Here is a 13,037-nt window from a genome sequence, read left to right as displayed (position 1 = left end):
TTTCAACAGTACAAATTTATCATATGTTAAAAGTCAAAATATTTTACTTTTTATTTTAGTAAAATTTACTACCTGTTTTTGTGAAAAATGCACAAAAAGAGGAATCTCCATCTATGCAGACTGGAAATGCCTCTTTTTTGTTCTCTTGTTTCCTTTTTTTCTTCAGCTCAGGAAGTTTTCAATAATGACGTTTTCCGCCTCCGCTTCCGTCATGCCGAGCGTTCTGAGTTTCAATAGCTGCTCATCATTGATCCGTCCGATCGCCGCCTCGTGGATGATTGCCGCATCCACATGCTTTGCCTGGATCTCCGGAATAGATCCGACCTGGGCGTGATCCATGATGATAGAATCGCACTGGATATGGGCGTGGCATTTGTTTTTGCCGACTGCCTTCGGATGGAAGACCTGTGAGGAATTGCCCTTTCCGACAGAACGTGAAATAATCTGTGCGGAAGAACCGCTTCCGTTCATACATACTTCAATATCCGACTCTGCCTTCTGGTCACCGTCTGTCATCAGACGTTCGAGCACGAACAGTTTGGAGTTTGCATCCATCACAACATTCGTCGTACGAATTGTTGAGTCAACGCCCTTAATCTGTACGGTATCCAGCGTAAAAACGGAATTTTCTCCGATTTCAATATTTGTCACCGGGTTCAGAATCCGCTGTCCCGTTCCGTTTCCCTCTCCGTAATGCTTTTCCTCGTAGCGCACGTTGGCATTTTTTCCTACATGGAACGTATGGATACCGTCGTGCCGGCTGTCGTTGCAGCCGCCGTTGTGGATACCGCAGCCCGCTACAATCGTAACATCGGCGCCGTCCGCAACGTAGAAATCATTGTAAACAAGATCCGTCATACCGGAAACGCTGACGACAACCGGGATAAATACTTTTTCGCCTTTTGTCTCGCCGTCAATCAAAATATCAATGCCCGGCTTATCCTCTTTTTTGCGGATTTTGATATGTTCACTGTCACCGTGGCAGAGCGGAATGCCGTTCTGGCGGAGATTGTATGCCCCTTTCTGCTCAAATCCCTCGCTGATCTGATTTAATACGCCCTGGGTTGTCTCATCTACCTGTACCATCAGCATGTGCCTCCTTCCTGGCCGCACATCCGGCCTGTTTTCTGCTGGAACAGGGTCGGCAGTACGTCTTCCTTTGTACCGTATTCTTTCACCTGGCCGTCCTCGATCACCATGATCTTGTCTGCCATCTGGATAATGCGTTCCTGATGGGAAATGAGGATCAGACATTCTTTCTTCTCTTTGTGGATTTCTTCAAACCGTTTGATCAGCATGGAAAAGCTCCACAGGTCAATGCCGGCCTCCGGCTCATCGAAAATGCTGACCTTATGCGGTTTTGCAAGAACCGTTGCGATCTCCAGACGCTTCATCTCTCCTCCCGAGAGCGTACCGTCCATCTGGCGGTTCAGGTAATCGGCAGAGCAGAGTCCGACAGCGGAGAGGAGTTTACAGCTCTCGGCTTCCGTCAGTTCTTTTCCGGCTGCCAGCGACAGCATTTTTTTCACCGTCATTCCTTTAAAACGCGGCGGCTGCTGGAATGCATAGCCGATGCCGGCGTTTGCACGGTGGTCAATATCATAACCGGTAATATTTTCCTCATCCAGGAAGATTTCTCCGCCATTGGCGTCCTCAATTCCTGCAAGCACTTTGGCCAGCGTTGATTTTCCGCCACCGTTCGGTCCGGTAATCACCAGCATTTCCCCGTCCTTTACCTCAAAACTGATGTGGTTGACGAGGCAGCGTTTTCTTCCCTCTTCGTTTACTTCAAAGGTAAGATTGTCTACTTTCAGCATATTTGCACCTCTTTTGTTTTCACTCTTTGCAGGGATAATCCCCCTTTCAAAAACTCTACTCCTTCTCCTAAAATCTGTCAATTATTTGTTGTGGTTTTGAGAGACTCTTTTGTTTTATGCAGTGATTTTTCCCGTAACATTTTCTTTTCCTGCATTCTTTTTCGTTTCTTCTGGATCGCATGCTGTGTTTGCGGTATAATGAGGGTAATATTTCATCGGGAGGTTATCGTATGCGTGTACTTATTACAGGAACCAGCTCCGGAATCGGAAAGGCGATTGCGGAGAAATTTTTAAAAGAAGGCTTTGATGTTACCGGATTTGACCGGAAGGAGGCTTCGATCAGCCAGGATTCGTATACTCATTTCTGCCTTGATATCCGCGCCAAAGAACAGTATCCGGCACTTGCGCCTTTTGATATTGTCATCAACAACGCCGGTGTGCAGAACGAGGATGATATTGATATCAATTTAAAGGGAACCATCGCAATCACGGAGGCGTACGGAATTCATGACACCATCCGCGCCATCCTCATGATCGGCTCGGCCAGCGGCCATACCGGAGCTGAATTTCCGGAATACACCGCAAGCAAGGGCGGTGTGCTCGCCTACACGAAAAACGTGGCACTCCGCATTGCACCGTATGGCGGAACGTGCAACAGCCTTGATTTCGGCGGCGTACTGACCGAGTTGAATCTGCCTGTCACAGAAGACCAAAAGCTCTGGGATCATATCATGGAGCTGACGCCGCTGAAACGGTGGATGACCGTCGAGGAAGCAGCGGACTGGGCGTATTTTATGACCGTGACGAACCGGTTCTGCACGGGACAGAATATTCTGATTGACGGCCTTGAGGCGGGGAATGCACATTTTGTGTGGCCGGATGAATGATTTGTTAATTTCCTGCACAAACAAAAAACAGGTTCCCTGCACGGAAGCTTTTTGAGCTTTTCCGCTGCCGGGCTGCCTGTTTCTTTTCATTTCTTTTCATTTCTTTTCATTTCTTTTCATTTCTTTTCTTACGCTTTTTCAAACACCAGAATTTTCTCTGCGAATTTGTGGATGATCGGCATCCACATCACCAGCTTGTAAATGGGATTCAGCGTTTCCATACCGCGGGCGATGTTGTCGTCTTTTACTTTTCGGAAACCGGCGGCAATGTCGCCCAGGTCTGCAAAGCTGTTCGCACCCCAGGTAAACGTCGCGCCCGTCGCCTGAATAGATTTTTCGATGTTTTCTTTCTTTACAAAGTACGGGCACAGCGTTTCCATGCAGACGTAGGCATTGTCGAAATGATCGCGGATGATGGCGAGCATCATTCTGACCTCATCCGCTTTCATGTACATGGTCAGACCTTCGATAATGAAAAGCATTTTGCCCCGCACTTTTACCTGATCGGCCCATGCCGGGTCGAGCACGGAACACGCAATCGTGGAAACACGGCCGGATTCCTGATAGATGGAATCGCGCACCTCAATCGTCTCCGGCAGATCGAGATTGTACCAGGTAATTTTTCCATTATCCATGCGGTAAAACCGTGTGTCCAGACCACAGGCGATGTTGACGACGGTACAATCCGGGTTCTTTCGGATAAAGTCGCTGACCAGCTCATCAAACACAACACTCCGCGCTACGATTCCGCCGCTCATTGCTGTGTCCTTTTTCGCATTGCTGAAATCATAGTCGATGCGGTCAATCAGCTCTTCTGCTTTGGTGTCGCGGAACTTGTTTTTCGGATTTCTGCTGTGCATGGCACGGGCGTAGAAGCACTGCAGCATCGTCTCGGCAGTTCCATTCAGTTTTGGTTTTATTTTTTCATTGCTCATTCTGGGTGATCTCCCTTCTGTGTTTTATATTCTTCGATCCATTTCACCGGTTCCGTCCCGGTCTTATTTTATTTCGGATTTTCCACCTTGTCCCCCACGAACCAGTAATCACAGACCTCACCGCTGCCTGCCAGTGTATGGTCACGGTAGAGCTTCGCGTGCATCAGGGCTGCTGTCTTGTAATCAATGTCGCACATAATCGGCAGCACTTCCAGATAGCCCTCTTTTCGGGCGAATGTGTTCAGGGGACATTGGGTGAAGTGGTAATAAAAACCGTCCTGATGCTTCGTCTCATCAAAATGAAAATCCCACGAATACGCCTTATACTGCGGATGTGCTTCCAGCCAGGCGGCATCCTTATGCATCATCTTCGCAATCCGCGCCATGCCGCTCTTCTTATTCGCATTAATCATCAGGCCCATGGCTTTCAGAAGCGGGAAGGACATCATCTCCTCTGAGATTGTACGCAGTTCATCCACATAAATCTGTTTGTCCGACGCATCCCAGAGCGCAAGAAAAATGAGGCCTTCATAGAGATTCGACGCCATCGGGTTGTCCTTTCCGATATCATCGGCGCGGCGAAGCATGTCGCGGTAGATCTGGTTGGTCTTGCGGAGAAGCTCTGCGGTCTCCTCTTTTCCGTAGCGTTTTAGCAGACTTTTCTTTATTAAAGGAGTCAGCATGTTCCAATATTTGCTGGTGTATTCCATCATGGGCGGGTACCTCCATCTTACTTTTATTAGGATTCACTAACTGGCAGGTGTAAAATTGCCGCCTACAATGTAGAAAAATAGGCGGAATTTTACTTTTCATTATGAGGTTATTATATCACACTTTTTATTACTTTGTTTTAAAATCGCAAAAATTTCTTGACTATAATTCAGCCTTCCTTTATTATAGAAATTAAGAAATGGCCATCCTGCTCTCTGGTAAGCATGGATGGCCACTTCTTATAGCTATTTAATATTTTCGCCAGATCGGGTGATTGCGCTCACCTTCCGGCTGTCTTGTTAAGTATATTATATTGCAATCGTGTAATTTTGTCAAATCAAAATAGCGCCCCTGCTCTGGTAAAGTTAGGCGCTATTTTTAGTTAGAAGCTTTATCCGGCGGTCAGGTGTACACTGACCAACGGCTCTCTTGTCGAATATATTATATGACAGCATTTTCTTTTGGTCAACAGCCATTTTTCTTATATTTTCACCATTATTTCGACCCAAATCTCTCAAAAAGAAATTGAAATCCCCTCTTCTCCACCTTATAATATTTTCTATAAGGCACACATATGGGGAGATTTTTATGACGATCAGTATTCTTCTTGCGCAGCAGATCGCGCAGCTTTTTCTTATGATTTTTATGGGCTTTTTAATCGTAAAAGCCGGACTTTTAAAGGATGAGGACAGCAAAGTTCTGTCGAAAATTGTGCTGTACCTGATCATTCCCTGCGTGATTCTGAATGCGTTTCAGGTCGATTACACGCCGGAAACAGTGCGGGGGCTGCTGGTTGCGTTTGCGGCTTCGCTTCTGATGCAGGTTGTGCTTCTTTTTGCGGTTTCAGCTCTTGGACGGGTGTTTCATTTGGATGCGGTTGAGATAACTTCTGTTTACTACTCCAATTCCGGCAATCTGATTGTGCCGCTTGTGACGGCTGTTTTAGGAGCGGAATGGGTGCTTTACAGCTGTGTTTATATGAGCGTACAGCTTGTCTTTTTCTGGACGCACTGCAAAAAGGTGATCAGCCGTGAGGCTTCCTATGACTGGAAGAAGATTGTTCTGAACCTCAATATTATTTCTATTTTCGTCGGAATTCTTCTTTTTTTCACGGGCATCCGGCTTCCTGCGCTGGTCAACAATACGTTTCATTCTGTCGGAAGCATGGTTGGCCCTGCCAGTATGATTGTTACGGGTATGCTTTTTGCCGGCATGGACTTCCGTCAGATTTTTGCGAATAAACGGATTTACTTCGTGACCTTTCTCCGCCTGATCGCCGTTCCGCTGATGGCGCTTGTTCTCTTAAAACTCAGCCATCTCGCCGACCTTTCCGCTGACGGACCGACACTGATTCTGATCGTTTTTCTCGCCATCATCACGCCATCTGCTTCCACGGTTACCCAGATGTGCCAGGTATACGGCAACGATTCGCGCTATGCCAGTGCCATCAATGTTGTTACTACGCTGGCTTCTATTGTGACGATGCCGCTTATGGTAATGCTGCTTCAGATGGTAATCTAATCACAATTAACAAAAAAACGCTGTCCCGCTTCCCCTTCCAGAGAAGCATTGACAGCGTTTTCTATTACCCAATTAATACCTTTTTCCCTTCAAACGCAAATCCATAATGCCGGATTCTTTCTTTTGGGATTCCCCGTTCTTTCAGTTCCGCGTCGTATTTCTTTATTTCAATCTGCGCCAGTGCTTTTTGTACCGTTTCCTGCAGCGTTTTTTCTTCCGTTTCTTTTACTTTAAATTCCAGAATCATAGCATCTCGATCCAAATTTCTGGGAATTAGAATCACATCGTATCTTCCATACCCACTTTCCCGATTGGAACGCACCTCATAAAGATCTCGCACTTCCACCAGCAGCCCAAGTACAAATCCATGATAAAACCGCTCTGGCTGGCTCCGCTCGGACGCATGTTTTCCAGCATCAAAATTACTAAATGTAGCAAGTGCAATATCATTCATATAGAGGTTCATCGCTTTTACATCCCCATTCAGCAATGCTTTGATAAATTCATTATAATTGGCAGATGCCGCTGCAAACCAGCTTTTGAACATATTCGAAAACATGCTCACAGTCTCCAGATTTGTGATGGAAAGAGAATACCACGGCTCCAGCGTCAGTCCTCTGTATTCAATCTCCTCCACTTTCAGATAACCGCTTGCCACCAACAGACTCCATACCGCACTTTCATCCTGTTCTAATTGTCCAAATATAATCTGCTCATCAAAATTAACTACAATTTGTTGTCTGTTGATCAGTTTTTCCAGTTCTTCCTTCATATTTACCGATGCCGACTGCAGGAGTTTGCTGATCAATCCATTGGAACTTGTAGCTGCCCAGTAGGGCCGCAGTTTTTTCTCTTTCAGATAATTTGTAATAGACCACGGATTGTAAATATCACGATGCGTGCCAAAGCAAAATCCGTCATACCATTGCTTTACCAGCTCTTTCTTTTCCGGCATTCCAAATTGATCTAATGATTGAAATACCTCTTTTTCTGTAAAACCAAAACAGTCTGCATAGGCATCCGATGTTGTTGTAATAACCGTCAGATTATTGAGGTCCGAAAAAACAGATTCTTTGGAAATACGGGTAATTCCAGTCATCACAGCGCGGTCCAGATATGGATTTGTTTTGAACGTCGCATTGAAAAGGCTTCTCATAAATCCGGCAAATTCACCCCAGTATCCATGAATATAGGCTTCCTGCATGGGCGTGTCATATTCATCCAGAAAGATCAAAACTTTTTTTCCATATAAAAGATTCAAATAACTGGAAAGATTTTTTAATGCATCCTGTGCTGTCACATCACTCATTTTTTCTGTAATTTCCAGCATCTGCTGTTTCTCATTTTGCGTAAAGCATTCTTCCTGCTCCAAATACCGATGTTGGCGATAAGCATCTACAATAATATTTTTTATCTTCTGCACTGCATCTTGATAGTTATTCTGTTTTACGTCCGCAAAGCTCAGAAAAATCACCGGATAAGTTCCCTGCAGTCTGCGGTATTTTTCCTGTTTCCAGATGGAAAGCCCTTCAAAGATGGTACCTTTTTCTGCATACTGTCTGGAAAAGAAACAATTCAGCATGCTCATATTCAATGTTTTGCCAAATCTTCTCGGACGTGTGATCAGCGTAATGTCATCTCCACTTTCCCACCATTGTCTGATAAAATCGGTTTTATCAACATAAAAATAATGATTTTCTCGAAGGGAAGCAAAATCCTGCTTTCCTATACTAATCGCTGAAGTCATATTTCATCTTTCCTTTCTGAGCGCAGACACACCAGCATTTTCTGTCTGATAATGAAATGTTCCACTGTTTTCTAATCGATAATCTTATCTTATAGTTTATCAAATTCCGAAAGAAATTAATAGACTTTTTCTTCTGCACAGCAAAAAAATGGCCGTCCCATTCCTCAGTGCAAGGATCAGACGGCCATTTTTCACTATCAGTTTCCAGTTTTATTTCTCATACAAAAACTCTTCCGGAAGTGTTACGCCGAAGTCTTTTGCCAGATGGCGGAATTCATCCGGTGTGATCGTCTGGCGTTTCGTTGGCTGCATAGAAAGTGTTTTTACCAGGATTTCTGCAGATTTTTCTGCGGTATGCATCAGACCGAAGGTCAGGTCAAAATCAAAGCCGGCGGCGAACATGCCGTGGTGTGCCCAGATAGCAAGATCATATTTCTTCATCAGCTCGCTCGTGGCAACGGCGATCTCTCTGCCTCCCGGAACCATCCACGGAACGACACCTATTCCGGACGGGAATACAACAGGACACTCGGTTGCCATCTCCCAGAGTTCGCGGGTAAATACTTTATCTTCCAGCGGCAGAACAAAGGTAAGCGCGATCACGTTGGTGGTATGTGCATGGTACACAACGCGGTATCTTTCGTCCTGAAGTTTTTTTACCTCCAGGTTCATCAGATGGCTCGGAAGCTCTGAGGTCGGACGTCCTCCGTTGACGAGACCCCAGACGATGCGGTAATTTTCACCTTTTTCATCCAGCTCAATCATACAGATGCTGTCTTCCGGTTTGATTGTGACATTTCGGAAATATTTTCCGCTTCCGGTTACCAGGAAATACTCTCCCGCAAGATTTGGAACGGCGGTTCCGATCGGATTCCACTCTCTGGCCTCAAAATTTTCTTTTACCTCTTCAACCTCTTCCGGTTTCACACGGTAAGAAAGGTTTCCGCCGTTTCTCTCATGCCATCCCTGCTCCCAGCCATCATTTGCCATACGGATAAAGCCTTTTACAAATTCTGCATCTAAAAATTTCATGTTATTTCCCTCTTCTTTCTCTCTTTTCTCTTCTTTTATCGGTATTTACCGGCATACAACGTCTACCGGCACATCCAGGATTTTTGCCACTTTCAGAATCGTATCAATATGGTGTCCGACCGCAGCTGCCATATGATGTGTTGGTCCCGCTTCACTCCATCTGTTGCAGAACTCTCTTGCCCCAATAGAGAAACGTGTTCTCATATTGGTATCGCCAAAGGTAAAGATCGGACCATCCTCATTGACACCCTCTGCAGCAACAAATTTAAAGTGACCGTCTTTATCCTGCGTAATTCCAAGGTATGTAACATCGCCAACCGGCGGATAAAACTGCGTCAGATATCCGCCGCCCGTCTTGCCATGAAAGACATCAACGATTTTCATAGACGGTTTTCTCACCTGCGAAATATCAGCATCTCCCGATCCGGAGTGACCAATAATACAGATATCCTCATTGAAATCGATCGAATACATCTCAGAAAGCTGACCGGTTCCGGCGATTGTTTTCAGAATGCTCATTGCCATTGCAACTTTCATATCACCCTCTACGGCACAGGCTGTACCCTGTTTGATCAGCATGGAAAATGCCGGAATCAGCATGCTGTCCAGTTTTCCGGCAACCCCTTTTGCAAAGCCGTCATAATGGGATGCCACCATGCCAAGCTCTTCTTTTTTCACCCACTCTTCAAATGCAACGACATATTTTGCCATATCCCATACGGTCTCTACCGTTGCACCGCCCTCGATGTCAAAGGTATCCAGAATCTCCTCTGCCTTGGCGCGGATTGCGGCCTCATCTGTAACAGGATCCGCGATTGCCCATATTTTCTCCCAGTCGAACTGTTTCGTATAAAGTCCCATCCGGTTGTAAAGATTGGTTTCATCGATATACAGGTCCATCATTCCCGGATATGGTCTTCCGATCTGGGCAATATTGGTGTAGCGGAATCTTCTGCGTACCTGGGCTGCCCGGCACCACTCGTCGATTTCCTTTGCCACGTAAGCATCTCCGCCTTCTACAACACCGGTGATAACGGCATGACGTTTTCCTGCACGCTCCAGATCGGCTACCATCTCACCGACTGCTCCACAGGCATACAGCTCACCGAGCCATTTTGGCGTATCGGTATTCGCATAATCCGGTGCTTTCCGTTTCTGCACATTCACAAGTACAACCGGCACATTCAGGTCACGGACTGCCGGGAGCATATTGTAGCTGGTCGCGTAGGTCAGAAGCTGTAAAATAACAAGATCTACATCCGCTGCACGAAACTTATCTCCTGCTTCCATCGATAATTCTTTCGTTGTAACGATTCCACCATCGATCATTTCAACGGTATCCGGAATCGTCTTTTTGAACGCATCATACTGTGCCTCAAATTCCGGAACCAGCGTCGGGAACTGCGGCAGATATGCACCCAGTGCGATTGCAAATACACCTACTTTTGCTTTTGTTTCAACTAACATGTTCTTTGCCCCTTTTAACCTTTCGTCTCATTTTTTATGGCTCATATTGTTTGATTTCGAAGGAATGGAAAATACAGTTTCTCGCATCTTTCAAATTGCTGCATTCTTTTCCGGTGATCATCTGTACCGCCAGATTTCCGATGGCAGTTGCCTCGGTCGGTCCCGCCAGCACGGTTCTTCCGGTCTTTTCTGCTGTCAGCCGGTTCAGATAACCGGCATTGGCGCCGCCGCCTACGACATGAATAGTTCGGTACCGGCAGCCTGTTTTTTCTTCCAGTTCTTTTAATGTCTTTGCATAGCATACTGCCAGGCTGTTATAGATCACTGCTGCAACCTCTGCAATTCCCTGCGGTATCTGCTGGCCACTTTCTTCACATGCCTTCTGTACCTCGGCTGTCATATGTTCCGGTGCAAGGAAACGATCGTCGTTTGCATCCACGATAGATGGGATGGTGCATTTCGATGCCATTTCGCAGATCGTTCCAAAGCTTAAATCTTCTGCGATTTCTTTTTTCACAGACTGGACCATCCACAGACCCATGATATTTTTCAGGAAACGGTATTTTCTGTTGTAGCCGCCCTCATTGGTAAAATTGTGCTGCATAGCTTCTGTTCCGCAATCGGCCTCTTTTAATTCTGTTCCCATCAGAGACCAGGTTCCAGAGCTGATGTAGAGTACATGTTCCTCATTGCTTGGCACAGCGACTACTGCGGAGCCTGTGTCGTGTGTTGCGGGAAGAACAATCTCACAGTCGAAGCCGACCTGCTCCTGAATTTCTTTTTTCAGACGACCGATCACAGTCCCCGGTTCACGGATCGGCAGGAAGATTTTCTCCGGGTATCCCAGTTTTTGAATCATCTCCCTGTTCCAGTCCCCGGTTTCCGGATTGACGAGCTGGGTCGTTGTTGCATTTGTGTATTCCTGCGCTTTCACGCCGGAAAGCAGGAAATTCAGGTAATCCGGAATCATCAGCAACGTCTCTGCTTTTTCCAGCTGTTCCGGTTTTTTCTTCTTCCACGCCATAAGCTGATAAATACTGTTAAAAATCTGTTTCTGAATGCCGGTCGATGCATAGAGTTCTTCCTCCGGCACCGTGCGATAAACCTCCTCATCCATTCCTTTCGTGCGGTCATCGCGATAAGCAACGGCATTTCCGATCCGCTGATCATCCTTGTCCAGAAGGACAAAATCAACTGCCCATGTATCAATTCCGACACTCACCGGGATCTTTCCAAGTTCTCTGCATTTTTTCATTCCGGCCAACACGGCTTCAAAGAGTGCCTCGATATCCCACACCTTCTCACCGTCCCGTTTCTGCATTCCATTCGGGAAACGGTAAATTTCCTCGAGAACCATTTTCCCATCTTCCATATGCCCGAGAATATGCCTTCCGCTGGATGCTCCTATATCAATTGCTAAATAATATCTTTTCATACCCTTCCTCCATTTTCTGTCTCTAATTATAGATAACTTTATGTGGTAAAAAAAGAACACGCTTTGTCTAAAAAAGTGTCCTTATTTGCACTATAACGATGTCATTGATCGTATCCATCTGCATCCGTTCGCTCTTCTTCTCCTTCAGCCGCGCCGGAGTTTTTGCTCCATGGGGTAATTCAAGAAACGTTTTCACAGGAAATTACGGTAAAAAAATTCCGCAGCACTTCTGTGATTGAGGTGCTGCGGAACTTTTTTACATTTTAGGCTGATATCTCATGTTGGATACATTATAAACTGTGATAAACGCTTTCGGATCAAGTTTGTTGATAAAATTCATCAATTTCTGGTATTCTGTCTTGTCTACGATCGTGATGATTTCTTTGCGCTTCTGCATGTTATAGGCACCATAGGCTTCATAGATCGTAGCACCGCTGTGCAGCTCATGAAGAATAAATTCCCGAAGTTCTTCTTCCTTTGGAGTGATGATACATACCCGGCGTTTGATATTATGATCAAAAATAAAATGATCCAGAACAATTCCATTAAAATACGTTCCAAGAATACTCAGGACTACCGTTTTTTTGTCGTAAACGAGTGCTGCAGACAGGGCAACGCACATACCGGACAGCGACATAGCTTTTCCAAGCTCCATATGAAGATATTTATTCATGATCTTTGCTACAATATCAAGTCCGCCGGAAGAAGCATTTCTGTTAAAAAGAATACTGAGTCCCACACTGACTACAAGTGTATAGCACAGAACATCCAGCTCCTGACTGTTTGTCATCGAACCAAAATCCGGGAAGATTTTTTCAAAAAGTCCAAGAAAAACAGGAAGCATGATACTGGTGTAGACGGTTTTTACACCAAATTCTCTTCCGCAGGTAAAAAAGCCGATGATCAGAAGTACTACGTTCAGAATCATGGTGATGGCGGAAAGGGGCAACGGTACAAAGTTGGAAAGTACGATACCAAGACCCGAAATACTGCTGACAGAAGTATGGCTTGGTACCAGAAAAAAATAGACTGCCGCTGCAATAATAGCAACAGCTGCTGTCAGGATCAGGATTTCCAACAGAATCTGAGTATCCTTCAATTGTTTTTTCATGTTAATTCTCCGTATCTTATTTTTTATGGATGGGAAGATCCCTTCCTTATATTAATGGCATTTTGAAGATCTGTAAACCCTTTCCGGGAATCATTCCAACATATTTGTGTATCGTTATTGCTTTTCCGTCAGCTTTCTGTAATACATATCCTTTTTATTGCTTTTTTTCGTTCTATGCTACAATAAACTTAACATTATCTTGCAACGTAATCAGAAGAACAACATGAGCGAAAAGGGATTGACCAACATTAGTCTCAAAAAAATAAATAAATCAAAGGTTTACCAATATATTTACAGAAAGAAAAAGACCTCCAAGCGAGACTGTGAGAAAAAGTCTGTAAATAAGATTCTTCTATGATATGCAAGGGTGGTGA

11 protein-coding genes are annotated in these 13,037 nt (G+C 45.2%); 2 read left to right on the top strand and 9 right to left on the bottom strand.

What is annotated here, in order from left to right; all coding sequences use genetic code 11:
- Positions 1–162 precede the first annotated feature (162 nt).
- Entirely contained in the window at positions 163–1,086 is a 924-nt protein-coding gene (locus tag DWX32_RS16935; RefSeq protein ID WP_055219683.1) for a SufB/SufD family protein, read from the bottom strand.
- Entirely contained in the window at positions 1,086–1,817 is a 732-nt protein-coding gene (locus DWX32_RS16930) for an ABC transporter ATP-binding protein (RefSeq protein ID WP_055227049.1), read from the bottom strand. The genes DWX32_RS16935 and DWX32_RS16930 overlap by 1 nt, the downstream gene beginning before the upstream one ends.
- A gap of 230 nt (positions 1,818–2,047) precedes the next feature.
- Between DWX32_RS16930 and DWX32_RS16925 the strand changes: the two genes are divergently transcribed.
- Entirely contained in the window at positions 2,048–2,704 is a 657-nt protein-coding gene (locus tag DWX32_RS16925; RefSeq protein WP_118594594.1) for an SDR family NAD(P)-dependent oxidoreductase, read from the top strand.
- A 128-nt stretch (positions 2,705–2,832) separates the two neighbouring features.
- Here the strand turns inward: DWX32_RS16925 and DWX32_RS16920 are convergent, their stop codons facing one another.
- Positions 2,833–3,639 carry a class I SAM-dependent methyltransferase gene (locus DWX32_RS16920; RefSeq protein WP_055227053.1) on the bottom strand — a complete coding sequence of 269 codons (807 nt, stop codon included), beginning with the start codon at positions 3,637–3,639 and terminating at the stop codon, positions 2,833–2,835.
- A gap of 68 nt (positions 3,640–3,707) precedes the next feature.
- Positions 3,708–4,352 carry an L-2-amino-thiazoline-4-carboxylic acid hydrolase gene (locus DWX32_RS16915; RefSeq protein ID WP_118594593.1) on the bottom strand — a complete coding sequence of 215 codons (645 nt, stop codon included), beginning with the start codon at positions 4,350–4,352 and terminating at the stop codon, positions 3,708–3,710.
- Positions 4,353–4,938: 586 nt separating this feature from the next.
- Here DWX32_RS16915 and DWX32_RS16910 point away from each other — a divergent pair.
- Positions 4,939–5,871 (top strand): AEC family transporter, encoded by a 933-nt coding sequence (locus DWX32_RS16910; protein ID WP_118594592.1) that lies wholly within the window; start codon positions 4,939–4,941, stop codon positions 5,869–5,871.
- 64 nt (positions 5,872–5,935) lie between these two features.
- Here DWX32_RS16910 and DWX32_RS16905 read toward each other — a convergent pair whose 3' ends face one another.
- From DWX32_RS16905 to DWX32_RS16885, 5 genes are all read right to left on the bottom strand, one after another.
- Entirely contained in the window at positions 5,936–7,618 is a 1,683-nt protein-coding gene (locus tag DWX32_RS16905; protein WP_118594591.1) for an AAA family ATPase, read from the bottom strand.
- Between the two features lie 210 nt (positions 7,619–7,828).
- Entirely contained in the window at positions 7,829–8,650 is an 822-nt protein-coding gene (gene rhaD, locus DWX32_RS16900) for a rhamnulose-1-phosphate aldolase (protein WP_055265851.1), read from the bottom strand.
- 45 nt (positions 8,651–8,695) lie between these two features.
- The gene (locus tag DWX32_RS16895; protein WP_118594590.1) at positions 8,696–10,117 is read right to left on the bottom strand and encodes an arabinose isomerase; all 1,422 of its coding nucleotides are present in this window, start codon (positions 10,115–10,117) and stop codon (positions 8,696–8,698) included.
- 34 nt (positions 10,118–10,151) lie between these two features.
- Positions 10,152–11,552, bottom strand: coding sequence for a rhamnulokinase (rhaB, locus tag DWX32_RS16890; protein ID WP_117804236.1), 1,401 nt, complete (start codon positions 11,550–11,552; stop codon positions 10,152–10,154).
- Positions 11,553–11,808: 256 nt separating this feature from the next.
- Complete coding sequence (locus DWX32_RS16885; RefSeq protein WP_022461234.1) at positions 11,809–12,663, bottom strand: YitT family protein; 855 nt, start codon at positions 12,661–12,663, stop codon at positions 11,809–11,811.
- Positions 12,664–13,037: the final 374 nt, after the last annotated feature.

This window comes from Blautia sp. AF19-13LB, from assembly GCF_003479105.1.
Taxonomy (GTDB): Bacteria; Bacillota; Clostridia; order Lachnospirales; family Lachnospiraceae; genus Fusicatenibacter; species Fusicatenibacter saccharivorans.
Note: the sequence above shows the minus strand (reverse complement) of the source record. Positions and strands in the feature narration are given on the sequence as shown.